Raw genomic sequence first — 26,349 nt, 5'->3', positions numbered from 1 at the left:
TGATCCCAAATGTCATGCGATTGCTCCCCCACCATCTTTTACAGATACCGCACCCGCTTCACCCAAGGTGTGGCGGGCAAGTTGCTTGCCTGAGGCGGTGAGGCGGTAGGCGTGCCTTGGAGGGCGGCCGGTTTCGGTCGCCTCTTGCCAGACGGCCTCAAGATAACCCTGGGATTCGAGGCGAATGAGAAGCGGGTACAGTGTACCGGATTTGATATTGGCCTGTTTGGCCAGTTCATAGCCATGGCACCAGTTGTTGCCCGCCGCAAGGAGTGCAGCAAGCACGGTGAGGGCTTGGGCCGAGAGTGTGCGATTTCGTTTCATGCTAGATAAATCTACCTATATAGATTTAGAGTCAAGCGCATTGTTTGGTTTTGAAATGTAAGTCGCTGATTGGCGGAAACGAACACAACTCTGGTCCAAAAAGATCGGACCGAATCCTTTGAGGCGCTAAAATTCCAGAATGTCGCCGTTCAGCGGCATGGCGTCGTGAACAGGCTTCCCCTTGCCGGGTGACAGATGCATATCGGATTCGGCATTCAGAGCTTCGCCTTCCGTGCCGCGCCCAACTAAGTTAAAGGCGTCGATCTGGAAAGGAAGCCCTTCGGAGCCGGCAAAATTCACAGAGTTGGACAGGTGAATATGCAGGTGCGGCGCTCCGGCTTGGCCTGTATCACCCAAATGCCCAAGGATTTCGCCACGTTTCACGCGATCGCCGATCTTCACGGCAACGCTGCCTGTGTTCAGATGGGCATAGTGAACGAATATGTTAGGCGCGATCTCAAGGATAACATAATTGCCATACAGCGACGTCGGCGTCAGGTCATTGGTGGGCGCCTGTGGCGCCAAAGGATCATGTGTTGGCACGCCGTCCTGGAAGTCGCGCACAACACCGTCAGCAACAGCCAAGACCTCGCTGTCAAAGCCTGCCCAATCGGTCAACCGGCTCTGCGCCAACTTATCGATAGGCGCCGCAACTGCATGTCCCTTCGCGTCGAGGCCGAACAGATCGATGGCGTAGCGTTGCGGGATGGTAAGTTGGCCATTGTCGGCGATGAGGCCGCCCCAATGGTGCGATTGAGCATTTCCTGGCCCCTCGTCAGCAAACCACAGACCGCCGCGTACGGGTGGGCCTATAATAATGGGCGGGGTTGTATCGATGCGAACCGGCACGCCATCGACTGTCTGGACCGCACCCGTTTGTGTCTTGAACTCAAGGCGATGCGACAGAACCCGTGGCACGGCTATATCGCGCGGCAGGGCCAGCCAGATGAGGATAACCGCGTGGCCACCCGCCTTGATGCTCAGGCTGTTATCTGCGCTTAGTTCGACGCCCGGTGGCAATGCGGCGGCCAGGCCTGAGCCGCCAATGTGGGCCAGAGGCTTGGTCGATGGGGCCGCAAAAATATCGATCCCGGTAAGCTGTAGTACGCCGGTGCTGTCATAAAAATTGTCGAGCACAAGTTCGTAGGCAACATGGCGTAATGCGTCGCTGCCAGACACGATCTGCGGTGAAAACACGGCGTGAGCTTCGATCGGCGCGGTTTCGGCATGGGTGTTAACGGCGCTACTCGCCAGCCCTGCGGCCAAGATCAAGCCCTGACCGAATTGTGTAAGCCCACCCATTATATCGAACTCCCAAACCGAAAGTCCGTGTGACGTCCGGCAGCACGACGGTACGTTCCTGTCTGTAAAATCACAAGGGAAGGGAATTTATAATCAACCTATCCTGGGCAAGGCTGTGTTCAGACAGGCGCAGCGATGCCGGTAAGCCAGTCAGAAGCCAAATTTTAAGGGATTTTTTCCACCTCATTAAACAGTGGATACTTGCCAAGCTGGCTCCCCGAACAGGGCTCGAACCTGTGACAATTCGATTAACAGTCGAATGCTCTACCAACTGAGCTATCGGGGAACGACAAGCTTGGCAAGGCGGCCCCTATACCAACGGATGGCGGCGCTTTGCAAGCCTAAAGGCAGAAGTTTTGCACAGCTATCTGTTTTTTTGTGTCAAAGCCCGACACGCAAACGAAAAAAAGCCCGAAAATCGCTTTCGGGCTTTGGAAGTTTGGTGATGGTGGGTGTCTTTAATAAGAAAAGACAACGCTGTTATGTCTGGATTCTGGTTAATGAAGGGTAAATACGCCTGGCGGGCGAAATGATCGGAGCTTTATTTTCTTCATGACAATTTAACCAGAGACGTTGGAAGGTCGGCCGGAGTTAGCGATGAGGAATCACCTGTGCGTTTGCCCCCGATCAAGGTTCGTATCCGTGCGCTTTTGGCGCTGTTTTTTGTCGGCCTGGTGACGGCTACGGTCTTTGCCCTGCATCATACTGGCGAGGTCGGCGCGCTGATAACTCAAGCCCAGGCGGGTGAGGCCAACGCTGCCCTAATACGGGCTCAGGCGCTGGAAAAGGGATTTGCCGGCCTGATCTGGGTGACATCCATTCTGATCGGATGCGCCGGCCTTGTGGCGGCTGTCTACTTCGATCGCGAAGTTTTTTCGGCGCTTGACCGCCTCAGTCGTTATACGGATCGCCTGGCCCACCGTGACTACAGTCTGGCAGCCGAAGGGCAGGGGCGATCGGATGAAATTGGTCGGTTGGCGTCTGCGCTGGAAATCCTGCGCGCCAATGGCCAGAAGCTGAATGGCCTTGAAGAGGACGCCTCACACCACGCCGAACAATTGGCAGCGGAACGTCGGGCGGCGCTGAACGAATTAGGCGCCAAGTTGGAGTCGCAGGTGGGTATCCTGCTTGAAAGTCTGACCCAGTCGTCAAGAGCCATGATCACATCATCGGACCAAATGAGCCAGTCTGCGTTCGCTGCATCCGAAAGTGCGGGCAAGGTGGCCTCAGTGGCCGTGTCGACGTCGGAAAGCGCGCAAAAAGTCGCTATGACGGTGCAGGAGCTGTCGCAGACCGCGAACGAGATTGCGGGGTCTACCCAGTTGTCTACCCAGGTCTCCGCCAGAGCGTCATCGGAAGCCGAATCGACTTCGGCCATGATGGGGCGTCTTAGCCGGAGTGCCGATGAGATCAGCGCGGTTGTCGACATGATCACCAGTATTGCCCAGCAAACCAATCTTCTGGCGCTTAATGCCACGATCGAAGCCGCCCGGGCCGGCGAACATGGCGCTGGGTTTGCCGTCGTTGCCGCCGAGGTCAAGACGCTGTCTCAGCAGACCGAAAAGGCCACCCGAGACATTACGCTCAAGGTTCAGCAGATTCAGTCTGCCGCCACCGAAGCGACGGACGCCATCGCCGGGATCGTGTCGACTATTACCGAACTAAGGTCGGGCGCCGATGATATCGCACGTTCGGTGGCCGCCCAGCAGATGGCGACCAGCCAGATCGCTTCAACGGTCGAATCTCTTGCGGAAGGCTCTGCCGGCGTGGGCAGCGATATCGATGCGGTTCGCGATGTCGCCAATGAAACCGGGCAGGTGGCCAGTGTCGTGTTCGAGGAGGCCAAGTCGGTGAGCCGCGCGTCGGACCAACTCAAGATGGAAATATCCCGCTTCCTGGCGACCATGCGCGCCGCATAATACCCAATCTTCTTCATGAAATTGGCGCCGGCATGTCCCTGATATGCCGGCGTTTTTATATATAGGCCGCCAGGCTTCGCCGCGCGAGTAGAGTTTCTCGTCGGCGGGAATTTGAAAATACGAGCTGGAGGGGAAGTTGTGGAGGCCTGACCCGGAGTCGAACCGGGCTTCACGGATTTGCAATCCGGTGCGTAACCGCTCCGCCATCAGGCCTCACAGGAGCGTAGCGGTGAGCTATCAGATCGTATCACTGCCCGCAATTCCCTTTAGACGAAATTTCGTAATAAATTTGTATAACTGTGGGGCATAGGTTGCTTTTCGCGATGAAATCGCGATTGAAGCCAAATGACGTTGTGCTTATAAGCGGTGCAACAGTTTGAGTCAGTTTGCCGCCAGAGGGATCGCTATCATGGATTTTCACGCCGCCCGTCAGAATATGGTCGAATCCCAGGTTCGCGTGAACGACGTCACCGATATGGGGCTGCAACTGGCCATGCGTCACGTTCAGCGGGAACGCCTATGTGCCCCGTCTCAGAGCTTCGGCGCCTATGGCGAGGTTGAAGCGGCGATCGCGCCCGGCCGTGTGCTGATGAAGCCGCGCGATATCTCCAAGCTGCTACAGACCACGGAACCTAAGCCAGGTGAAACGGTCCTTGCCATTGCCGCGCCCTATGCTGCGGCTGTTCTCAAGCACGCAGGTCTGACCGTCACGGCTCAGGAAGCTGATCCGCGCGCCATGGCCGTGATTGAGCCCTATCTAAAGGAGCTTGGGGTTAAGTGCGAAACAGCGGACCTAAAAACACCGGTCGGGTCCGATTATGATGTTGTGATTGTCGAAGGGGCGGTGGCGGAAGTGCCCGCCACGTGGCTGAACGCACTCAAGGTCGGTGGTCGCCTGGCGGTTGTGCTGAAGGATGGCCCGGTCGGTCGGGCACGCTTGTACCTGCGTCTGGCGCAAGGTTTCTCGGAACGCGACGTATTCGATTCCTCTCCGTCAACCATACCGGGCTTTGAGCGTACCCCTTCGTTCGAATTCTGAAACGGCATTTCCGATAGAGTAATAAAAGGCTTGCCGCCGGCGCGTGATGCCGGTTGTGACGATAAAATTACAAAGGTGAAAAATCCTTAACTCGCCAATCCTATAAACTTCTGGCAGTAGGGTTTTAGTGTAATATGTCACGAAGTGTCCCGGGGGCGTCGCATGCGGTGCGGCACACGGGTAACAGGTTGCCCGGCAGCCTGCCGCGTTATCGGGCCGTTTTTATTGGGGAAGTCTTCCATGACCACATCTAAGTTCGCCAGGCTTGGCGCCGCCACAGCTTCCGCTTTGGCACTCTGCCTATCGCTGGGCCTATCCGGTGGGGCGGTCCATGCTGAAAGCCTGAACGACGCCATCGCCATGGCTTACGCGCAAAACCCGACCCTTGTGCGTGGACGGGCGACACAGCGGTCCAACGACGAGACCTATGTCCAGGCGCGTTCGCAGCTTGGCCCAAATCTGAGCGCGAGCCTGTCGTCAACCTATAACGACCTACCGAATGTCGGGGGCTCTCGCGCAACGACGACGGCGGGTCTGTCGGCCAGCCAGACTATCTTCGCTTCGGGCGGCATATCGTCACAGATCGATGCCGCGAAATCAGGGGTTCTCTCCGGCCAGCAGAGCCTGCGCTCGACCGAGTCTTCCGTCTTGCTTGACGTTATCAGCGTGTATACCGCCGTGCGTCGCGACCAGCAGGCGCTTCAGATTTCCCAGGATAATTACGATATCCTCAAGCAACAGTTGGATCAGACTCAGGCGCAATTCGACGCCGGCCAGTTGACACGAACCGACGTGGCTCAATCTCAGGCGCGTCTGTCGGCGTCTGCTGCCGCCTTGGCGACGGCGCAAGCGCAATTGGATACCGACCGCGCCAGCTATGTCGCCATTGTCGGTCAGGCGCCCGTTGCGCTCGATCCGGAAACGACACTGCCGGGCTTACCCTCCGATTTTAATGCCGCGCTTGACGCCGCTCAGAAGAACAACCCGGATTTGCAGGCAGCGCAATATGCCGCCGATGCCGCAAAGTCGCGTGTGCGCGCCGAACGATCGGCGTTTGGGCCTACCGTCGCTCTTCAGGCGTCTTCCGGCGGGCAAGAGCAGGGTATCGGGATCGGCAAGATAACCGACAATGATGCCACCTCGGCAACCCTTCGCGTGTCGATTCCGTTGTTCACGGCCGGTCTGAACAGTTCGCGCCTAAGGCAATCCATAGAGGATTACAACGCTCAACTGGCCGTTGTTGAGCAATCTCGCCGCCAGGTAACCTCTTCGGTGGCCCAGGCCTGGTCGCAAATGCTGGCGGCGCGATCCGCCGTTGTTTCCAATCAGGAGCAGGTGCGTGCGGCACAGGTCGCGGCCGATGGCGTAAAGGTTGAACAACAGGTCGGATTGCGTACCAACATCGAAGTGCTCAACGCCCAGCAGGAACTGAAGTCGGCGCAACTCCAATTGATCGAAGCCCAGCGTAACGAATATGTTGCCGGTAGCCAGCTTCTGTCCGTCATGGGCGGTCTGACGGCGAAGGCATTCGTCCCGAATATCGAGGTCTATGACCCTGAAAAGAACTTTGACGCCGTCAAGTCGAAGGGCTGGACTCCGTTGGAGCCCGTCGTTCATACTTTGGATGGTTTGGTCGCCGGGCATTGATCCTCATTGTCCCCTTATTTTTTACGGGCTGAAGCGGGCGGTCGGCGCGCGTCCGTTTAACCACAAGAAATTCGTCGATCCGGCGAAATTCCTAGGACAAACCCGCCTAAAGAGTTGCAAAACGCGGCGTTTCGTTGTCACCTACCACCGGTTTCAGTTCCCGAACCCGATTCGCAGCAGTTAAAAAAACATGGCAGAACAATCCGCACACGAACCGACTATGGAGGAAATCCTAGCCTCTATCCGCCGTATCATCTCTGAAGATGACGCGCCGGAAGAAGCGAAGGCTCAGCCTGAACCGGAACCTGAAATCGAAGACGAACCCGTCGCCGCGATTCCCGAGCCGGAACCCGAGCCCGAACCGGAAATTGAAGACGAACCGGAAGACGATGTGCTCGAACTGACCGAAACTTATGAAGCGCCGTCCACTGTGTCGATTGGTGACATTGACGCCTACGAGCCGCCTGTTGCCGCTGCCGCACCTGCGCCTAAGCCAGCACCGGCGCCTGCCGTGGCTAAGCCTGTGGCGGGTGGCTTGGTGAGCGAACGCACCGCAACGGCCGCTGCTTCGGCTTTTGGTGGGCTGACGAGCTCGCTTCTGGTGCCGCACTCGGAGCGGACTTTGGAAGACGTCACCAAGGAATTGCTGCGTCCGTTGCTTCAGGCGTGGCTTGATCAAAATCTACCCGCGATCGTGGAAGAACAGGTTCGCCTGGAAGTCGAACGCATCGCGCGGCAATCGCGCCGGTGAGACCGGGCGCGTTGTTGGAAGACCTATCGTTGAGATTGACCGCTAAGACATAGATTTTAAGCGGATCACCTGTTAAGAGGGCGGCGTCAGCGGATGATGCCGCTCTTTCTATTTTAGCCCCTTACGAGACCCATGCTGGAAAAAACCTTCAACCCCGCCGCCGTTGAACCCCGCCTGTACGACATGTGGGAAAAATCGGGTGTATTCGCGCCCAACGACGCGGGAGAGACTTTTTCCATCGTCATTCCGCCTCCCAATGTGACGGGCAGCCTCCATATCGGACATGCGCTGAACAATACGCTCCAGGACGTTCTGACACGTTTTGAGCGTATGCGCGGCAAGGCGGCCTTGTGGCTGCCAGGCACCGACCACGCCGGCATCGCCACTCAGATGGTGGTGGAACGACAACTGGCAGCGTCTGGAAGCAATGTTGGCCGCCGTGACATGGGCCGAGAGGCGTTCGTTGCCAAGGTCTGGGAATGGAAGGCGGAATCGGGTGGCACAATCGTCAAGCAGTTGCGCCGGCTTGGGGCCTCGTGCGACTGGTCGCGCGAACGGTTTACGCTGGACGACGGTTTATCTGCCGCGGTTCGCAAGGTGTTTGTCACCCTGCACAAGCAGGGCTTGATGTACCGCGACAAACGTCTGGTCAACTGGGACCCGCAATTCCAGACGGCCATTTCGGATCTGGAAGTCGAGCAGAAGGAAGTCGACGGTCATTACTGGCATTTCGCCTATCCGCTGGCTGACGGCATGTCCTATCAACATCCGGTCACCGACGAAGACGGCAATGAAACGACGCAAACGCGCAACTACATCGTCGTGGCCACGACGCGGCCCGAAACCATGCTGGGCGACAGCGGCGTGGCCGTTCATCCGGAAGACCCGCGTTACAAGGATCTGATCGGCAAGTTCGTTGTCCTGCCGATTACCGGCCGCCGTATTCCCATCGTGGGCGACGACTATGCCGATCCGACCAAGGGATCGGGCGCGGTCAAGATCACGCCTGCGCATGATTTCAACGACTTCCAGGTCGGCAAGCGTCACAATCTGGAACAGATCAACATTATGGACGAACAGGCCAACCTGCTGGCGTTCGATCCTGTCCCGCAAGAGTATCGCGGTATGGAGCGGTTTGCCGCGCGCAAGGCCATTATTGCCCGCGCCGAGGCGGAGGGCTGGCTGACAGCGGTCGAAAAGACAAAGCACATGGTGCCACACGGCGACCGGTCCGGTGTGGTCATTGAGCCTTGGCTGACGGATCAATGGTACGTCAACGCAGGCGAACTGGCCAAGGAAGCCATCAAGGCTGTCGAGGATGGCCGTACCGTGTTCGAGCCGCGTAACTGGGAAAAGACCTATTTCGAGTGGATGCGTAATATCGAACCGTGGTGCGTGTCGCGTCAACTGTGGTGGGGGCATCGTATTCCGGCGTGGTATGCCGAAGATGGGATGATCTTTGTCGCCGAAAGCGAGGCCGAAGCTCTGGCTCAGGCCAAGGCCCATTATGGCAAGGCGGTACCGTTGCGCCAGGATGATGACGTGCTGGATACCTGGTTCTCATCGGCTCTGTGGCCGTTTTCGACCATGGGATGGCCGGAAGATACGGATGATCTGAAGCGGTTCTATCCGACCCATACGCTGATCACGGGTTTCGATATCATCTTCTTCTGGGTGGCCCGGATGATGATGATGGGGCTGCATTTCACCGGTCAGGCGCCGTTCAAACGTGTCTTCATCAATGCTCTGGTCCGCGATGACAAGGGCCAGAAGATGTCGAAGTCCAAGGGCAACGTCATGGATCCGCTTGTGCTCATAGATGAGTTCGGCGCCGATGCTTTGCGGTTTACCCTGACCGCAATGTCGGGCCAAGGGCGCGATATCAAGTTGGCCAAGCCGCGCATCGAAGGCTATCGCAACTTCTCGACCAAGCTGTGGAACGCCACGCGGTTCACGCAAATGAACGAATGTGCCCGCGTCGAAGGCTTCGATCCGGCCAACGTCAAGCTGACCCTGTCGCGCTGGATACGCGGCGAGGTGCAGAAAACCGTGTCGGCCGTGACCCAGGCATTGGAAGGCTGCGCCTTCGACGACGCGGCCAATGCCCTCTATAAATTCATCTGGAACGTGTTCTGCGACTGGTATCTCGAACTGGCCAAACCGATCCTCAACGGCGACGATGAAACGGCCAAGACGGAAGTCCGCGCCATGACTGCCTGGGTGCTGGATCAGGCGATGATCCTGCTGCATCCGGTCATGCCGTTCATTACTGAAGAGCTGTGGCAGAAGACGGGGCACAGCGACCTGCTGGTCACCCATGCGTGGCCGAAATTCGATGCGACGGCTATCGATGCCGAGGCAGACGAAGAGATCAACTGGTTGATCGACATGATCAATGAAATCCGCTCCATCCGGTCGGAAATGAATGTGCCGGGATCGGCGCGGGCGCCTCTGATCCTGACGGGCGCCTCAGATGTGACGCGTACGCGTTTGAACCGGCACAAGGATTTGATTCTGTTTCTCGGCCGGTTGTCGGGCATCGATGTCGCCGATACGGGCGCGGCGGGATCGGTTCCGTTCGTCGCGGGCGAAGCGACCGCCCATCTGGCGATTGCCGAATTCATCGATATCAAGGCCGAGGAGGCACGTCTCCTGAAAGAAATTTCGGTGTTCGATAAATCGATCGAGGGCACGAAGCGCAAGCTGGATAATCCCGACTTCGTCTCGCGTGCGCCGGAAGAGGTAATCGTGGAAAATCGTGAGCGCCTGGCGGAAGCCGAGAGTGGCAAGGCCAAGTTGTCGGCCGCCCTTGAGCGGTTGAAAGCGGCATTATAGGATGCACTAAAGGCCTCTCCGGTGAGAGGCTTTTTTGTTTACATGGTGTTCAGTTAAAACCTTTGGTCAAGAATATCCTGCCAGACCGGCAGGGGATTTCGAAACCAGCCACGAATGCGTTCGCGCTGCCTCCACACCGTCAAACCGGCGATGCCTAGCAACAAGAGGCTGTAAACGCAAACGGTGACGGGGGCGCGGTAGAAGGTGCGTATTTCCAGTATATTGGTGATGACGCACACCCCAGCCGTACCGCTAACTATCCAGCTTACCGCTGCGAACACCCTGGGCCCCAAAGGTTTAGCCGCCATCACAAGCATCGCAGCAAAGGGGGCGAGGGCGAACATGTCGTAATCCATGAGGCGTGGATTGAGCAGTTGTGCCGCGCCCAGGCCGAAAAATATGCGTTCATCGGTCGTCAGACCGCTCCATTCTGCCAGAACCAGCGCGCCTGAGGTCATAAGGACGGCAAATACCCCGAAGCCCGCCAGCGCAACGAGCGAGGCAGTATCTAGGCCGAGCGCCGTTGTTGCTGCGAAGAAGCCTATGCCCGGTTGTTGAAGAATGACGATGGTGTCAAGCGTCCGATGCCAGTCTGGGCCGAAGGGCCCCGCCATCAACAGCAGCGCCACCAGAGCCGCGATGCCAGCGGAAGCGGCGAGCATGAAGCTGCGTACCCTGGCCACTATCGGCCTGTGTTCGAGCAGCAGTACGACCAGATACGTCAGAAAGGTCGGCTTTACGAGTCCGCCCAGAATGACAACCGCGATGAACGGCAGACGTGAGCGCTTGATCTGGAAAGCAGCCAGTATGGCCATGGCATGCATGACCAAACCAATGTTCCCGCACGAGATGACGCTGCCCACCATCGCTGCCAGGGGCATCAGGCGAAAATGCCACGGCGCCGCAGTCATGGGTTTACAGACGGCGTACCAGGCCAGGAAAATGATGACGGGCAGGTATAGGATCGCGAAGACCCAGCGCGTGCCGATCAGGCCTAAAGCCTGTTCGACGGGGGCGAATGCGTGCGCGATTTGGGGGGCATAGACGAAAGTGGTAGGATGTATGCCGGCGCAAGTCGGATTGAGGCTGTACGGTGATTGCCCTAGTCGGATCGTGTGAGCCGCGCAAAGTAGGGCATCGAAGTCTCCCAGCCACAATCGGCGCTTTGCCAGCCGACTAATGATGTTACCTAGGATGGGTATCAGGAAAAAGAGGACGAAAATCAAGCGATTGCTTGGCTTGGAAGTGAAGCGCTGGAACCAGGTGAGGGCGTCCATCCTATTCTCCCGGAAGGCTGGCTTTGCGTGATGCCGGATGCAGCCATACAGGTTTCAGGCGGAGCAGAAATGGCGCAGCCAAATAGCCGCCCGACCAAAGCAGGTAGAGGCTGAACCCGAACAGGGCGACGGGCACGCTGTATGCCCCCAGTCCCGTCAAGGCGCCAGCCAGGGCGACACTACACAGGGCCAGGAGTATGCTGTCCCCCTGTTCGTGGAGGGGCGTCATCAGGCCGCGCATGCGTTGTGCCGCCACCCAAAGGCCCGGTCCGAGGAGAAAGACATCCTGGCTCATGATACGGGGGATGAGAAGCACAGCCAGGCTCAGGCCTAGCCATATGCGCTCCTGGCGGGACAATTGCAGGCGTTCGGATAGAGCCAAACCACTCAGCGCCAGCGTAGCGGCGTAAATCATGTAGACTATCTTTGCGCCCGGTCCGTTCGAATCGAGGCCGATCAGACCGACCCAGCCGAAGAAGCCGTATCCCGGCGTGACGTCGTAGACAAAATGCGACAGCAGCGCGTACCACTGCCGCGCCAAGTCGCCGCCAGTGAGCATGAAGGTGAGCATGGGTAAGATGCCCAGCCCTACGCCGATCGCCATCAATCGTAGCCGGCGGAGAGCAGGCAGGTCGACGATAAGGATAACGACCAGATAGGTCAGGAAGACAGGCTTGACCCACGATGCGACCACGATCGCGGCGACGAAAAGCCAGGGGGTAATCTCCAACGCGAGGGCGGCCACCAAGACCCCGGCGTGCAGGATGACAGCGATATTCCCCCACATGACTGCGCTGCCGCTGATAAAGACCGCAAATGGCAGACGGGACATCCATGCCCCGGGTGTTCGCCTGGCCAGGAAGGGAACGAAAAACAGCGTTGCGATGGCGGCGAGATAAACAAGCAGGTACAGGCAGAAAAATCCACGTTCGGTCAGAAGGGTTTCGAAAAATGCCGCGGCGTGGGCGACGGCGGGAATGTAAACGAAACTGGATGGGCGCATGCCTGCGCATTGCAGATCAAGCGTATAAAACGGCGCTTTCTCGATAACTTTTAAACCCGCGCAGGCGACGGCTTGATAATCGCCAAACCAGTACTTCGACCGGCAGATCTTGGCGGCTATGCCCAAAATCAGTGGCAAAAGGAAAAGAAACGGCAGCCAGTGAAATGAAGCGGTTGGCTGGCTCCCACGCGAAGCTGGGAAGATGGGCAGGCAGAGTTTGGCCATTGTATTCTGTATGCTAAACGGATAATGAGCGTGATGAATCCGGCATAACGATCCCGGGGGGCGTTAGTTTGACCCGTATGTTTCAGGGTTGATTTACGGCGGCGGGGCGGCCACCTCATATTTGCTAGCCTCGTTACCAAGTCCTCCGTCATCGGTGCTGGATATGGTTTTGCGGCAAGGCGACGGCCTGGCCGCGTGCGCCCTGGGAGTTTCTTTTGACCTATATCGAGCCCGTCCCCGCCAGTGCTGGCCCCCAGCCCGAACTCAGCCTGATCATCTGCACCCTGAACGAAGGCGCTGCGATTCGTTCGGTCATCGAGGAAGTGTCCGACACGCTGAAGCACATCAGTCACGAGATCATCGTGGTCGATGATAATTCGGCGGACAATACGGCGGCTGAAGTGCTCGAACTGGCGAAGACGCGCCCAAACGTGCGTTTGCACGTCCGCGTCAATGAACGCGGCCTATCCTCGGCCGCTATCAAGGGTTGGGACATCGCCCACGGCCGTTTTCTGGGCGTCATGGACGGCGACGGTCAGCATGATCCCGACGCGATTCGGCAATTGGCCGAAATGATTCTCAAGGGCGACAAGGATCTGGTCTGCGCGTCGCGCTATATCGGCCAGACCGAAACGGGCTTAAGTTTTTTCCGCGATCTAGGCTCCAAGGCCGCGACCTGGGCGACCGGCCTGGTGCTGAAGGTGCCTTTGTCCGATCCGATGAGCGGCTGTTTCATGATGACGCGCGACTATTATATGTCTGCGCGCCCGAAGCTGACCGGCATTGGTTTCAAGATTTTGCTCGACGTGGCGGCGTCTTCGCCGATCAAGCCGCGCTTTGGTGAAGTCAAGGCGGCGCTTCGCCAACGTCAGGGCGGCCAATCCAAGCTTGACGTGCGGGTCGTGCTGGATCTGGGCGCGTTGCTGATCGAAAAGGCAACCGGGGGCGTCATGAACGCGCGATTTGTCCTGTTCGCGGGCGTCGGCGTGACCGGTGTCTTTGTCTATGCCGCGGTGCTTTTTATTGTCCATAAGCTTTTGTATGGCGCGGCTCAGCAGCCCATGTACCGCTTTCAGTACCGGTATGACGATATCATCAGCTATAGCCTGGCCATTTGGCTCTCCATGACCTGGAACTTCTTCGTCAATAACCTGATCACCTTCCGCGACAAACGATTGAAAGGTCTGGCGCTGATTACCGGGCTGATTGGCTTTTATTTCGCCTGTTCGATCGGAGCGATTATCAGTCTGGCGCTATCCCTCTTCATGAAGGACCATTTGCATATCCATTATTTGGTGGCGGGCATCACGGCCGCTTTGTTGAGCAGCGTGTGGAACTATTGGGCGTCGACGCTGCTGTCGTGGCGCAACAAGAAGCCTGCGCCGGGCGCCTGACAGGCCCACCGATATAGGAGACGCAAAAACGCCCGGGCAGGGGGAGTGCCCGGGCGTTTTCCTTATCGTGGTAGCTGGTTTACCAACGATCATCGCGATAGCGGTCGTCACGGCGATCATGACGGTCATCGCGTCGATCATGCCTGTCGTCGCGACGGTCCCAACGATCGTCCCGGCGATCCCAACGATCATCACGACGGTCCCAACGGTCGTCACGGCGATCCCAGCGATCGTCATAGCGGTTGTCGTATCGATCATTGTAGGCATAGCGTCCGTCACAGGCCTTGCTGTTGTTCTTGGCAATCGAGGAGCCGACCGCAGCGCCGACGACGGCACCTAGCACCGTACCAGCGCCCTTGTTGCGCGTATTCGCCGCGCTACCGCCGATCAGTCCACCGGCGACGGCGCCAAGCACCGCACCATCCGTCTTTTTGTCGCTGCATTGCCCGGCGGCCGCGATGCCGGGCAAGGCCAGCCCGACCAGGGCGGCCGAAACCAGGGCGGAAACAATCATTTTCTTCGTATTGGACATCTGTGTCATGTGCTTTGTCTCCCGAGCATTGGCGTCATCACCTCTGCTGATGTCTCCACCATAACGGGCGTAATATGAACGAGACTTGATAAGTTCGTTCATCTCCGTTCATCCTGAAGAACGGCGTTAGTGAAATGAAAAAAGCCCCTGGTTTTCACCAGGGGCTACGTCTTCTATATTCTCATATTACCAGCGATCGTGGCGATAATGGTGGTAATCTCGGCGGTCGTAATAACGGTCGCGATATTCGCGGCGCTCCACGTAATAATATTCCCTCGGTTCGACATAGACTTGCGTGCGGTATCCGGAATCATAATACCGGTTGTCTGGGTAATAACCGTCGTCGCGGTAATATCCACTACTGCGATAATAGTCGTCATTGCGATAACGGCTGTCGCGGTAGCGGCCATCATTATAGCATTGATTGTTATTGTTATCTATCGAGGCGCCAACGACAGCCCCCAGAACGGCGCCAGCGGCTGTACCGCCGCCGCGGTCGTGGCGTCCGGACGCCGCGTTGCCAATGGCTGCGCCGGCGATAGCCCCGACAATGGCCCCGTCCGCATTACTGTCGCGGTAGCAGCTCGCAGAGGCCGGAACGGCGATCGCCGCAGTTGCCGTCAAGGCGACGGCGGACATGATAATCTTATGCGAAAGCTTGATCATAATAAGTCTCCTTCACTGAGACGGCCAGTTGGAGAGAAGGCGAACTGCACCGTTTGTGACGCGTATAATAGAGGCGGCAAGATGAATGGGGTTTGAGCGGTCCGTTCATCTTCGTTCAGGTCAGAAGATTAACCGTTTAAGCTTGCAATTTTGAATGCCTTTTTAAGCCGCGAGCGTAAGCGTCGCGTAAACCTCAATACCGTTGATAGCTATAGGTGCTGTATCGCGGATTATAGGCTCGGTCATAGGAATAGCCGCGATTATAATCGTAGGTGGCCCCGCGATAGATCTGCCGGTATTCGTGCTCACCCCACGAATTGTAGACGCGGTAATAGGACCCGCGCGTGCATCCACAGCCCCGATCGTACCAACTGCGCCAGCGATAACCTCTCGGGGGCGTATGCAAGACGCCATCGCGCCAGCCATCCTGTTCACGGGCGCGACGATCCTGCGCCGGTTGGCCGTCATAGCGATAATATTCGTTGTCGAGATAGTCATAGCCCAAATCCCGACCGGCATACGGAACCCCGGCCTCGTTTATATAGTCCGGACTGTTGTAATAGGCGTCATCATCATCGCCATCGACGGGCGGCACATTGTAACTGTCAGTGTAGCTATCCGCCTCGTAATTCGTGTCGTCATAAGCTTGAGCCAGTGCCGCGCAAGGAAGCACCATCAGTGTGCCCAAGGCCAGAATGCCGAGGAGGACAGAGCGATGAAGATTTTGCTGAACCGGGGCCGGATAGGAACGTGGCATATCTTAACCTCCGAAGACGAGTGTGTATGTTAACTATATCACCTGTAGCAAAAAATGTCCTGATGCGGATTTTGGCTAGGTTACGCAAAATATCGGTAAAAAAGCGACTGATTTACGGCTAATGGGTCTTTCACCTTGCATTTTGGCCGGTGTCGTTTAAGCGGGCGTCTCTTTCAAAAGGTCGGATATGGCGGATTTCGAAGCGCTTATAAACAAGGTCGGCTTCCAAGGCGACGGGCTGACGACGGGTGGGCTCGTCGTGCCACTTACGTTGGCTGGTGAGCGCGTGACCGTGCGTCAAGGCAAGGAGCGGCTTGAACTGGTGGAGGTAATCGAGGCCAGCCCGGATCGTGTCGTTCCGCCCTGTAGTCACTTTACCGCGTGCGGCGGCTGCGCCCTGCAACACTGGCGCCTGCCCGCCTACAGCGAATGGAAGCGAGAGACCGTCGTCGCAACGATGAAACATGCGGGATTCGACGTGGACGTCGCGCCCATCCTCACTACGCCTCCCGCCAGTCGTCGTCGTGTCGGGCTGCATGCCCGTAAGCTTGGCAAGCAGATCGAATTGGGGTTCAAGGCGCGCAAGTCGTGGAATCTGGTTGCGATCCGTGAATGTCCTATTTCCGACCCGGCAATCGTTGCTGCCTTGCCGCAATTGAAAAAATTGGCAGGCTACCTTTTCGAACACCCGAAATCGGCGCCGATCCTTCATATTACGGCGTCCCTAACCGGGCTCGATATCGATATTTCCGGTGTTGAGCGCAACAAGTCCGGCGGATTGTCGGCCGATGCACGCATGAATATCGCCATGGATGCGGCTGAAGCCAACTTCGCCCGTGTCACCATGGGAGACGACATGCTGTACATGGCGCGCACCCCTGTGGTCCGGTTCGGCAAGGCGCGGGTCGGGTTGCCGATAGGCCCGTTTTTGCAGGCCAGTCAGCCGTCGGAAACTGACATGGTGCGCCTCGTCATGGAGGGTATCGGTTCGGCAAAGCGTGTCGCCGATCTGTTTTGTGGGGCGGGCACCTTCACCTTTCCGTTGGCGGAGCAGGCGGTTGTGTATGCCGCCGATGGTGCCGCGCCGGCTGTTGCCGCGCTGAAGACCGCCATCGCCACGGCACCGGGTCTGAAAACCATAACCGCGGAAGCACGTGACCTGTTTCGCAGGCCGCTTTTGGCGGAAGAGATGAAAGAACTGGATGCTGTTGTCTTCGACCCGCCGCGTGCCGGAGCCGAGGCGCAAAGCATGGAAATTGCTCGCTCTTCTGTGCCGCGTGTCGTCGCCGTTAGCTGTAATCCGGCCACCTTTGTGCGCGATGCCAAAATCCTGATAGCCGCTGGTTTTTCGCTGGACAGGGTAACGCCAATCGATCAGTTCTTGTGGTCAAGCCATGTTGAGTTGATAGGGGTGTTTTCGCGTTGATTTCCGTTGTCATGCCCACCCTCAACGACGAAGACCACTTGGCGCGGACCTTGTCCGCCTTGGTGCCGGGTGTGGTCGAGGGATTGATCAAGGAAGTGGTCATCGTCGACGGCGGATCGGACGACGCGACCCTGGAGATTGCCGATTCCACGGGCTGCCATATTATCAAAACGGACCACGAACGCGGATTGCAACTGTGGCAGGGGTGCCGGGCGGCACGCGGCGACTGGTTGCTTATTTTGCATGCCGATTCGCATCTGGGCGAAGGCTGGATGGATCAGGTGCAGGCCCATATCAAGAATTATCCGCTCCAGGCGGGATACTTCCACCTGCGTTTTGATGATCCGTCCTGGCTGGTTGGCTTCTGGGCCGAAATGCTGGCAGTGCGTGCACGCTGGCTGGCCATGCCGAGTGGGGACCACGGCCTGCTGTTATCGCGGGCCCTGTATGACAGTGCCGGCGGATACAAGGATCAGGCCGCCTTTGAGGATGTCGCACTCTCCATGGCCCTGGGGCGGGCGCGGCTTCGTCCCATGGCGGCGTCCCTCACCACCAGCGCAAAGCGGTTCCACGCGCGCGGCTGGTCTCTGAGAGTCATGGTAAAGGCCTTCCGCTTTATCGCCTATTTGTTGGGGGTGCCGCCCAAGCCGCCGACAAAAAAGAAGGGGTAAGTCAGGCCGCTATTTGTCGGCCAGTGCGACTTCAGACGCGGGAGCAGGGGAATCCGCCGTCAAGTCCACGATACGCGCATCGTTGGCAGCCAAGGCGAGCGTCTTGCTGTCCTTGCCCATGATCTGGCGGTAAATCCAATAGTTGGCGACAACTTCCTCGACGTACTGACGGGTCTGCGCCACCGGAATGGATTCCATCACCAATAGAGAATCGGCTTCGTTGCCCAGCGAGTCGACGGCATCCTTTACGGGACGAGCGCCGGCATTATAGGCCGCTATGGTTCGCAGCAGATCGCCGCTGATGATCGAAGACCCTTGCAGGCGCATGATGTAGTTTTGACCGACATGCAGGTTGACGGCCGGTTTCAGAAGCTGCTTCGGCTTACTGTTGAAGCTATTGTCACCTTCGATCAGGGCGGCTGTGGCCGGCATGAGTTGCATGAGTCCGTAGGCGCCGGCGTAGGAATGAGCTTCGGCGTTGAACTTGCTTTCCTTGCGCGCGATTGCAAAGATTAGCGCCTTGTCGATGACGAATCCGCCGCGCGGCGAAATGTCGGGGAGGGGGTAAAGCGTGACGTCGAACAGGCGGTCCGTTGGTTTCAACTGCGTATAGGGTACGTGGGTGCGGGTGCCAAATGCCAGCCACTGATCACGTTCCGCGCCGCTAGCCGACGATTGGATCGCCGCCTGCAACTCATCCTTGGCATCCTCGGTGCGACCCACCTGGACCAGAGCATTGAGGCGTTGCGCACGCACATTGCCATTGGTCCAGGCGAAATCGCTCGTCAGACTGGCGGTCAAGGCGCTGCGCTGGTCGCGGCTGAAGGTGGGGGGCAGGCCTTTTTGTGCCAATCGTACGGCGGGTGTCACGCCAAGGCGTTGTTCCGCCAGAAGGCCGTAGAAGGTGAACGGGAAGCTGGCCGCCAGTTGCAGGAAGGTCTGGGCGTCATCGGTCCGACCCAGCTTCTGCGCGCATCGGGCCGCCCAATAGGCGCCGCTTGATTGTGTCCAGGCATTGGCGCTTGGATCTGAGCTGACAAACTTGAACTCAGCCAGGGCGTCATCATAGTGTTTGAGACGCCAACTGGCGAGGCCAGCGACCCAGTGATCGCCAATCTTGCGGCCGAGTTTGACGGCCTGATCAAGCTGGCCATTGTTATAGGCCGACCGCGCTGATTTTGGCGTCAGTGAGTCTTCTTCCGGAGTCAGGTCATCGCGGCTGTCAATTGGGCTGCTGGACGAGAAGGTGGTCAGGCTGGCGAGGGGAATACCCGTCCCCAAAGCGGCTGGCGCACCGGCCAAGCGCGGAAAGGCCGGATCCGGCGCACCTTCGGGCTTCTTGCGCTTGGCCAGGTTCCATACCTTCATCGCCTGCGGGTGGTCACCATAGGCCGCCAGCCAAGCCATCAATTCTTCATAGGTGGAGTTATAGCCGCGGCTGAAAAGCTTATGATACTGGGCGTAGCCCATCAGGCTGCGATCCGTGACCGTAGCCAGTTGCGCGTCGGCGCCGGCATAGTCGCCCTGGTCGATCAGGGTGAAGGCGGCTTGGTAAATCTGTGCGTCATTCGCCGCCAGAATGGTGTTCAGCGGTGTCGGCGCGACCGGTGTGCCCTGGCCCGCTACCAGATGGTAAGGCAAGGGTGCCGCGTTCATGACCGGCTGTGCGTCTGGCGTTGAAACACTCGTCGTGCTGCTGGCAAACGAGGCGCTTGCTGCGAGTACGGCAACCTTGCTGACGGGGACTGACGGTACCACTTTTGCTGTCGAAACCTTAGTTACCGGCTTCTCAGTGGATCTTTGAGACGTTTTACCGCGGCTTTTTTTCTCGGAAGAAACGTTATCGGCCAGTTCTGTCTTTTTACCCTTTTTTGTGGGCGCCGTTTCGTCATCCCCGTCGGAGGTCTTCTTCTTGGCCTTTGATGACCTCACTTCGGCCAGTTCAGTCTTCTTGCCCCTTTTTGTGGGCGCCGCTTCGGTATCTTCGTCGGAGGTTTTCTTTTTGGCTTTTGACGATTTCGCTTCGGCCAGTTCTGTCTTCTTGCCGGTCTTTACCGGTGCGTCCTCGCTATCGCTCTTGTTGCCCTTGTGGGGTGAGGCGGCGTCGGCTGTATCCGTCTTTTTGCTTTTTTTGCTGCTGCCCGCTTCGGCGGTTTCCTTCGCCTTGGACTTTTTGGCGACCGGTGCATCGTCGCTGTCGTCCGCCTTTGCCGTCTCTTTCGACTTGGCGGATTTGCTTGCCTTGGATGATTTGCTGTCGGCCGCTTCGCTTTTCTTGCTCTTGGCGGACTTTACGTCGTCGTCCGTATCCGTTGTCTTGGTGCTTTTCTTGCCAGCGTGCGTCTCGGCGGCTGTCTTCGCCGCTGCCGTCTTAGTGCTGGCCTTCTTGGTGCTGGCCTTCTTGGTGCTGGTATGGGCCGATGCCGGTTCCATGGTCGCATTTGCCGGTGTGTTCGCCATTAGGGCAAATGCCAGGGCGGTCAGGCTAAGCAGGGTTCGGGTAGGCGTCAAAACGGCTTCCTTGGTTACAAAGACGGACGCGACCAGGCCGGAAGTCTAGGGCGCCTGGCTCGCTTGACTGCCGTCAAGACAGTTAACGAGACTAATCAAAGATTAATTTTATGGCAAGACTTAACCCCTTGCCGCCTTACACCCATACAATGAACAGGGCCTGGAAATATGGCAAGCGAGGGTACCTTTTTGGGGTATAACAAAGTTTTGATGCGTGAGTTTGGTTCGCGATTTCAAAGCCCAGGCTTGATGACCAGGGTCAGCAAGTCCTTCCAGAACAATCCTTTGGCGTGCGGTTGGCGTAGCAGAAAGTTCGGTGGATAGCTGGCCATGACCGGTATCTTCTGCGTGTCGCCATAACTGAGAATTTGGCCGCGCAACTTGGCCAGGCTCTGATCCATGTCGAGGACGCACGACACGGCGGAGGCGCCGAGAAGCAAAATCGCCTTGGGCGAGGATAGCCGTATCAAGGCCTGCACGAAGGGGGCGTTCAGGCTAACGTCTTCGGCGGTGAGGGGCCTGCCACCGGCCGGTCGCCAGAAGACGCAGCCACTCAACAGGCTTTTTTCGAACACGCCGGCTGCTTTTAGCGCCTTGTCCATCATGTCGCCCGCCTTGCCAGCGAAGGCGATGCCGGCCGCGTCTTCTTCGGTATCGGGGCATTCGCCGATGACCAAAAGGTCCGGCGTCGGGTTTCCACGAAACTTCACTATGCCCTTACCGCCCTCGTGGCGCAAAGGCATGTGCTGAAAGGCGTCGAGTGCGGCATAAAGCTCGTCCAGCGTACGTGCCGCGCTCGCGCGTTGACGCGCTTCTTGCAGCATTGTCCCAAGGTCAATATGGGCAAGGCTTTGCGGTCTGAGCGGGCTGACATTGTGTCCTGCCTGCACAGGTGTAACGGGAATTTGCGCAGGTGCCGCAACGGCACGCTTAAATGCGTGTTTATTTTCCGACAGAGTCCGATTAATAGGCTCTGCTTCATAGGCGTCTTCCAGATCATGATCGATCAGAAAGCCAAGATAGCTTTCGATTTCCAATCTAAGATCATCTGAAGGGATCACGGGCAGGGGCCTGAAACGGAACGGGTCCGTCTCTCATAGAGGGAGCGGGGGCAAAGTTCAAAAACAAAATGGACGTCAAGTCCATGCAAGGAGTGTGTAGATGGCAGACAGCCAGGACGCGGTAATCGAACGTGAAGCCATGGAATACGATGTCGTCATCGTGGGCGGCGGTCCGGCTGGCTTGTCGGCAGCAATCCGGCTGAAGCAGCAGGCTCAGGCGACTGGCCGCGACATCAGTGTCGCCCTGCTGGAAAAAGGCTCGGAAATCGGCGCGCATATCCTTTCCGGCGCCGTGATTGATCCGTCTGGTCTGGCCAAGCTGTTTCCGGACTGGAAGGCTATGGGAGCACCGCTGGAAACCCCCGTGACGGAAGACAAGTTCATTTATCTCGGGCCGCAAGGCGCCATGGATATCTCCGTCCTGCCAAAACCCGGCTATATGAGCAATCACGGCTGCTATATCGCCAGCCTGGGCAATCTGTGCCGCTGGCTGTCCGAGCAGGCCGAGGCGCTGGGGGTCGAAATCTATCCCGGTATGGCGTGTTCGGAAGTGCTGTACGATGACGACAACGCGGTTGTTGGCGTGGTGGCCGGTGTTTTCGGCATTGCCCGCGACGGGCACCACAAGCCCGATTATCAGCCGGGTCTTGAACTGCGTGCCAAGTACACCCTGTTCGCCGAGGGCGCGCGGGGCTCGCTGTCTCAACTGGTCATACGTAAATATGAACTCGACGCGAAAAGCGATGTCCAGAAATATGGCATCGGCCTGAAGGAATTGTGGAAGATCAAACCGGAAAAGTTCAAGCCGGGCTTTGTTCAGCATACCCTAGGCTGGCCGTTGGACGATAAGACGGGCGGCGGGTCATTCCTGTACCATTTCGGCGATCATTATGTGTCGGTCGGCTTCGTGGTACACCTGAACTACGAAAACCCCTATCTGTCGCCCTATGACGAGTTCCAGCGCTTCAAGCAGCATCCGCAGGTCCGCGACATGCTGGAGGGCGGCGAGCGTGTGTCCTACGGCGCGCGCGTCATCAACGAGGGCGGCTATCAGTCCGTACCGCGCCTAGTCTTCCCGGGCGGCGCCCTGATTGGATGTTCGGCAGGATTCGTCAACGTGCCGCGCATCAAAGGTAGCCACAACGCCATGAAAACGGCCATCCTGGCTGCTGACGCCGTAGTAAAGGCGTTGAGCCAGGCCGATGCGCCGCGCGTGCTGGAGAGCTATCAATCGGCTTATGTACATTCCGACGTCGCCAAGGAATTGAAGCTCGTGCGCAACGTCAAGCCGATCCTGACACGGTTCGGCACCAATCTCGGCACACTGATCAGCGGTGTTGAAATGATGCTGACCAACATGTTGGGCGGCATATCTATTTTCGGTACGATGTACCACAAAAAGAGCGATGCGCATTCACTCAAGCCGGCGGCCCAGTTCAAGCCCATCGCCTATCCCAAACCCGACGGTGTGATTTCGTTCGATAAGTTGTCCTCGGTGTTCATCTCTTCCACTAATCATGAGGAAGACCAGCCGGTTCACCTTAAGTTGAAGGACCCGCATATCCCCATCGACATCAACCTGCCGAAATATGCCGAACCGGCTCAGCGTTATTGTCCGGCCGGCGTGTATGAGATTGTCGGACAGGACGTGGGCAAGCCGCGGTTACAGATTAACGCCCAGAACTGCGTGCACTGCAAGACGTGCGACATCAAGGACCCGACCAATAATATCGTCTGGGTGACCCCCGAAGGCGGCGGCGGACCCAACTATCCGAACATGTAGGTTTCAACCTGCGGATTTGTGACATAAACTTTTATGTTACGCATTTTAGCCCTATATGTTTGTTATAGGGATTGAGATGTTTCTTCGAGCAGGTCGTAACGTGAAAAAGAGTTTGGTGCTGAATTCAGGTCTGAGCCTCATGGCCTTGACCGCGTCGCTGGCAATGGCCGGGCCCGTATGGGCCAAGGCAAAGACAGCGCCCGTCGCGACTCAGCCGCGCGTTATCTATGCCGATGTCACGCAGGAACTGCATCCCTATCCGTCACCCTATGCACGATATCTGGTGGGGCGTGTCGCTATGGCCAGCGGCGATTTCCGCACGGCCGCTCAGGCTATGAGCGATGCGACAATGGCGGATCCTCAAGATGCCGATTTGCGCGAAAAAGCGTTTCTGATCAGTTTATTGGGCGGAGAGGTTGACCGTTCGGCCGAAATGGCCAAAACGATGAAACCCGCCAGCGACACCAGCGAGATGATGATCGATCTGCTTGGCGTCGTAACAGCGGTCAAGACGAGCAAGAATGCCGATGCCCTGAAGCATGTCGATGCGCTCCTTAAGCTAAAGCCTGGCGACCGTAACGGCGTGTTGTTGCGCCCATATATCCTGGCCCTGAACGGCAAGTGGAAAGACGCACTGGATGGCTCCAAGGACGCGGCGCTGGAAAGTAACGATCGCGACCGTCTGCTATCCTATCTCGTCAAGTCAAATCGGGCGCGACTCAATGAAATCCGGGGTAAGCCGGCGGACGCGGAATCGCTGTACGTGTCCTTGTATCAGCCTGGCGCAGCCAGTTTCATCTTCGGCCCGGATTATGCCGGTTTCCTGGAACGTCAGGGACGTAAGGATGAGGCAAAGGCAATCTGGCAAAATATCGCCAGCCAGACCAATGACGTGGTGGCGATAAAGGCGTTGAAGCGGATCGATTCGCCCGACTATAAGGCGCCGCCCTTGCCGGACCTGAAAGAAGGCATCTCCAACGCGCTTTTTGTATCCGCGACCCTGTCTGCCAGCGAACATGACAATGAATTCGCGCTGGCAAACCTGAATCTGTCACGCTATCTGGACAACGGTTCGGATCGAGAAAGCATTTTTCTCGGCCAACTTCTGCAGGAGTTGAAGGATAACGACGCCGCAGAAGCCGCCTGGGCCAGTGTGCCGGTGACGTCTCCGTTTTACACCGAGGCCACCTTGCGCCGGGTTTGGGTCATGCGCGGCGATGATAAACTGGATCAGGCTCTGGCACTGGTCGATCAAGCCCTGGCTCGCGATCCGGACAATTTGAGCCTGATCATTGAAAAGACCGGCATTCTGCATAGCCAGGAAAAAGACACCGATGCACTGGCATTGATGAATGGCCGTATACAGCGGGTCGGCGACACGGACTTTGGCTGGCAGGCCTGGTACATGCAGGCCATTGTCTATGACAGTCTCAATCGCTGGACCGACGCCGAGGCCGCCATTAAAAAGGCCCAGGCGATAAATGGCAAGCAGCCGGAAATCCTCAATTTCCTTGGCTATGGCTGGATCAGCCGCGGTATAAATATTCAGGCGGGCATGGACCTGGTTCGTGAGGCGATCAAGGTCAACCCGAAGTCTGGTGCCGTCGTTGATTCGCTGGGTTGGGGGTATTACAAACTTGGTGAATACGAACAGGCGTTGAATTTTGTTGAGCAGGCCGTGCAAATGGAACCGGCCGATCCTGAAATCAATGAACATCTGGGCGATGTGTACAAGGCTTTGGGCCGCAATGCCGAGGCGGGGTATGAGTGGCAGCGAGTGCTGACGCTGAAAACCACGGACCGGCAGGCGGCAGCCGTGCGCAAGAAGATCGATGACAACGTGGCGTCTCAGAAGATCGCGGTAGGCAAGCCCGCGCCCGTCGCGACCAAGACGGCACTTAACGACGACCATAAGCCAAAGCCGTGAGATCAGGCACTGCCCGGACCTTGGCGCCCGCCAAGGTCAATCTCTATCTGCATGTTGCCGCTCCGGACTCGCGTGGGTATCACCCATTGCAGAGTTTGGTGGTTTTCGCCGATTTTGGCGATGAAGTTGCACTTTTGGACGCCAATTCAACGGGTTCTATTGATCCGTTCAAAGCGCCTCTCAACATAGACGGCCCCTTTGGCGCAGGCCTCGGTGCGGGCGAAGACAATCTGGTCATGAAAGCGGTGAGGCGGTTCGAAGCGGCTTGCGGCATCATGATCGACCGGCATATCCACCTGACAAAGACCTTGCCTATCGCTTCCGGAATTGGCGGTGGCAGCGCCGATGCGGGCGCTGTGCTTCAGCTTTTGCGCAAGACCTATGCGCCCGATATGAGCGATGCGGCGTTGGCGGCCATTGCGGGCGGGATTGGTGCCGATGGCATCATGTGCCTATGGAGCCGATCGTCTTTTGCTGAAGGCTATGGCGAGGTGTTAACGCCGGTCGATGTGCCCTCGGTGCCGGCTGTGCTGATCAATCCGCTTGTAGAATGTTCTACGGCGCGTGTTTACGGCGGGTACGATGCGCTGGGCGCGTTCGGTGAGATCGATGCCATGCGGAGCTTTGGTAAACTATCAACCATTGATCATCTCGTCACCGCTCTGTCACGGACGCGCAACGATCTGCAACGGCCAGCGATTCAATTACAGCCGGTCATTGCCGACGTGTTAACTGTGCTGGAAGCGCAGCCGCAGACCCTATTTGCCCGCATGTCGGGATCTGGGGCGACCTGTTTTGCCCTGTGTCGAACGGCGGCCGAAGCGGAGGCTTTAAGCGTGATTCTGCGGGACGTGTATCCGGCGGCTTGGGTGCGGTCGTGCCGACTGGGATGAGGCATCCGGCCGCTTGCTGCGCATAGCCATCTCGACCTTATTTTCCGGATCGTTGAGCAGTTTTTGATAGGCTTTTGAATCGACCGGATAAATAGCGATTTTACCCGAACCGTTATAATGGGCGCCGAAGCCGTGCGTCTTGGTCAATGGTGACGCGCGCATGCAGGGATGCCCCTTCGAGAAAAAGGCGTCGCGATGCTGGTCGCGGTCTTGGTCGGGAATGTTGTTGCGGCGACACCAAATTTCGAAATTAAAGGCATCGAGGTCGTATTCGTAAGGGTGTTCGCTCAACAGATCATAATGCATACGGGCCACGCTGGGCTTGCCGTCCTTGATCTTCGGAATTAGGCCCATGACGGCTTGGCTGTCATCGGCAATGCGGATGAATGTATTGGTAATCTTCATG

The 26,349-nt window shown here is 57.6% G+C and carries 21 protein-coding genes and 2 tRNA genes; 11 read left to right on the top strand and 12 right to left on the bottom strand.

The genetic code is table 11. The features are described 5' to 3' along the window. Positions 1-12 precede the first annotated feature (12 nt). The 3 genes from RCJ00_RS02060 to RCJ00_RS02050 all read right to left on the bottom strand — a co-directional run bounded on the left by RCJ00_RS02060 (position 13) and on the right by RCJ00_RS02050 (position 1,912). Positions 13-324, bottom strand: coding sequence for a PadR family transcriptional regulator (locus RCJ00_RS02060; protein WP_316219945.1), 312 nt, complete (start codon positions 322-324; stop codon positions 13-15). Between the two features lie 126 nt (positions 325-450). After that, positions 451-1,626 (bottom strand): M23 family metallopeptidase, encoded by a 1,176-nt coding sequence (locus tag RCJ00_RS02055; protein ID WP_316219944.1) that lies wholly within the window; start codon positions 1,624-1,626, stop codon positions 451-453. Positions 1,627-1,836: 210 nt separating this feature from the next. Then, positions 1,837-1,912: transfer RNA gene (locus RCJ00_RS02050), tRNA-Asn, on the bottom strand. A gap of 325 nt (positions 1,913-2,237) precedes the next feature. Here RCJ00_RS02050 and RCJ00_RS02045 point away from each other — a divergent pair. Beyond that, entirely contained in the window at positions 2,238-3,545 is a 1,308-nt protein-coding gene (locus RCJ00_RS02045) for a methyl-accepting chemotaxis protein (protein ID WP_316219943.1), read from the top strand. 139 nt (positions 3,546-3,684) lie between these two features. Here RCJ00_RS02045 and RCJ00_RS02040 read toward each other — a convergent pair. After that, a tRNA-Cys gene (locus RCJ00_RS02040) sits at positions 3,685-3,758 on the bottom strand. Positions 3,759-3,954: 196 nt separating this feature from the next. Here RCJ00_RS02040 and RCJ00_RS02035 point away from each other — a divergent pair. From RCJ00_RS02035 to RCJ00_RS02020, 4 genes are all read left to right on the top strand, one after another. Next, complete coding sequence (locus RCJ00_RS02035) at positions 3,955-4,584, top strand: protein-L-isoaspartate O-methyltransferase family protein (RefSeq protein WP_316219942.1); 630 nt, start codon at positions 3,955-3,957, stop codon at positions 4,582-4,584. Between the two features lie 240 nt (positions 4,585-4,824). Beyond that, positions 4,825-6,231 carry a TolC family outer membrane protein gene (locus tag RCJ00_RS02030; RefSeq protein WP_316219941.1) on the top strand — a complete coding sequence of 469 codons (1,407 nt, stop codon included), beginning with the start codon at positions 4,825-4,827 and terminating at the stop codon, positions 6,229-6,231. Between the two features lie 190 nt (positions 6,232-6,421). Next, a complete protein-coding gene (locus RCJ00_RS02025) occupies positions 6,422-6,982 on the top strand; it encodes a DUF2497 domain-containing protein (RefSeq protein WP_316219940.1) in 561 nt (186 codons plus the stop codon). 132 nt (positions 6,983-7,114) lie between these two features. After that, complete coding sequence (locus RCJ00_RS02020; protein WP_316219939.1) at positions 7,115-9,817, top strand: valine--tRNA ligase; 2,703 nt, start codon at positions 7,115-7,117, stop codon at positions 9,815-9,817. Positions 9,818-9,870: 53 nt separating this feature from the next. Here RCJ00_RS02020 and RCJ00_RS02015 read toward each other — a convergent pair whose 3' ends face one another. After that, on the bottom strand, positions 9,871-11,094 hold the full coding sequence (locus RCJ00_RS02015) for a hypothetical protein (RefSeq protein ID WP_316219938.1): 1,224 nt from the start codon (positions 11,092-11,094) through the stop codon (positions 9,871-9,873). A 1-nt stretch (position 11,095) separates the two neighbouring features. Continuing rightward, complete coding sequence (locus tag RCJ00_RS02010) at positions 11,096-12,322, bottom strand: hypothetical protein (RefSeq protein ID WP_316219937.1); 1,227 nt, start codon at positions 12,320-12,322, stop codon at positions 11,096-11,098. A gap of 215 nt (positions 12,323-12,537) precedes the next feature. Between RCJ00_RS02010 and RCJ00_RS02005 the strand changes: the two genes are divergently transcribed. Beyond that, positions 12,538-13,716: a glycosyltransferase gene (locus RCJ00_RS02005; RefSeq protein WP_316219936.1), complete on the top strand. Its 1,179-nt coding sequence runs from the start codon at positions 12,538-12,540 to the stop codon at positions 13,714-13,716. Positions 13,717-13,795: 79 nt separating this feature from the next. Here RCJ00_RS02005 and RCJ00_RS02000 read toward each other — a convergent pair whose 3' ends face one another. From RCJ00_RS02000 to RCJ00_RS01990, 3 genes are all read right to left on the bottom strand, one after another. Then, on the bottom strand, positions 13,796-14,257 hold the full coding sequence (locus RCJ00_RS02000; protein WP_316219935.1) for a glycine zipper 2TM domain-containing protein: 462 nt from the start codon (positions 14,255-14,257) through the stop codon (positions 13,796-13,798). Positions 14,258-14,434: 177 nt separating this feature from the next. Then, entirely contained in the window at positions 14,435-14,914 is a 480-nt protein-coding gene (locus tag RCJ00_RS01995; protein WP_316219934.1) for a YMGG-like glycine zipper-containing protein, read from the bottom strand. Positions 14,915-15,107: 193 nt separating this feature from the next. After that, positions 15,108-15,671 carry a hypothetical protein gene (locus RCJ00_RS01990; protein WP_316219933.1) on the bottom strand — a complete coding sequence of 188 codons (564 nt, stop codon included), beginning with the start codon at positions 15,669-15,671 and terminating at the stop codon, positions 15,108-15,110. 187 nt (positions 15,672-15,858) lie between these two features. Here RCJ00_RS01990 and RCJ00_RS01985 point away from each other — a divergent pair, with 187 nt between their 5' ends. Further along, positions 15,859-17,097 carry a class I SAM-dependent RNA methyltransferase gene (locus tag RCJ00_RS01985; protein WP_316219931.1) on the top strand — a complete coding sequence of 413 codons (1,239 nt, stop codon included), beginning with the start codon at positions 15,859-15,861 and terminating at the stop codon, positions 17,095-17,097. 11 nt (positions 17,098-17,108) lie between these two features. Continuing rightward, positions 17,109-17,768 (top strand): glycosyltransferase, encoded by a 660-nt coding sequence (locus RCJ00_RS01980; RefSeq protein WP_316219930.1) that lies wholly within the window; start codon positions 17,109-17,111, stop codon positions 17,766-17,768. 9 nt (positions 17,769-17,777) lie between these two features. On the opposite strand, the gene RCJ00_RS01975 is transcribed toward RCJ00_RS01980, so the two are convergent. Together RCJ00_RS01975 and RCJ00_RS01970 are read right to left on the bottom strand one after the other, a co-directional pair. Next, positions 17,778-20,279: a lytic transglycosylase domain-containing protein gene (locus RCJ00_RS01975; RefSeq protein WP_316219927.1), complete on the bottom strand. Its 2,502-nt coding sequence runs from the start codon at positions 20,277-20,279 to the stop codon at positions 17,778-17,780. Between the two features lie 233 nt (positions 20,280-20,512). Then, entirely contained in the window at positions 20,513-21,340 is an 828-nt protein-coding gene (locus RCJ00_RS01970) for a uracil-DNA glycosylase (RefSeq protein ID WP_316219926.1), read from the bottom strand. 100 nt (positions 21,341-21,440) lie between these two features. Between RCJ00_RS01970 and RCJ00_RS01965 the strand changes: the two genes are divergently transcribed. The 3 genes from RCJ00_RS01965 to RCJ00_RS01955 all read left to right on the top strand — a co-directional run bounded on the left by RCJ00_RS01965 (position 21,441) and on the right by RCJ00_RS01955 (position 25,943). Continuing rightward, positions 21,441-23,123: an electron transfer flavoprotein-ubiquinone oxidoreductase gene (locus RCJ00_RS01965; protein ID WP_316219925.1), complete on the top strand. Its 1,683-nt coding sequence runs from the start codon at positions 21,441-21,443 to the stop codon at positions 23,121-23,123. A gap of 100 nt (positions 23,124-23,223) precedes the next feature. Beyond that, a complete protein-coding gene (locus RCJ00_RS01960; protein WP_316219924.1) occupies positions 23,224-25,050 on the top strand; it encodes a tetratricopeptide repeat protein in 1,827 nt (608 codons plus the stop codon). Next, positions 25,047-25,943: a 4-(cytidine 5'-diphospho)-2-C-methyl-D-erythritol kinase gene (locus RCJ00_RS01955; RefSeq protein ID WP_316219922.1), complete on the top strand. Its 897-nt coding sequence runs from the start codon at positions 25,047-25,049 to the stop codon at positions 25,941-25,943. Before RCJ00_RS01960 ends, RCJ00_RS01955 begins: the two co-directional genes overlap by 4 nt. Here the strand turns inward: RCJ00_RS01955 and RCJ00_RS01950 are convergent. Next, on the bottom strand, positions 25,881-26,348 hold the full coding sequence (locus RCJ00_RS01950; protein ID WP_316219921.1) for a DUF6157 family protein: 468 nt from the start codon (positions 26,346-26,348) through the stop codon (positions 25,881-25,883). The genes RCJ00_RS01955 and RCJ00_RS01950 overlap by 63 nt on opposite strands. Position 26,349 lies beyond the last annotated feature (1 nt).

This window comes from Asticcacaulis aquihabitans (assembly GCF_032490435.1).
Taxonomy (GTDB): domain Bacteria; phylum Pseudomonadota; class Alphaproteobacteria; order Caulobacterales; family Caulobacteraceae; genus Asticcacaulis.
This window is presented reverse-complemented; position numbering and strand designations above follow the sequence as displayed.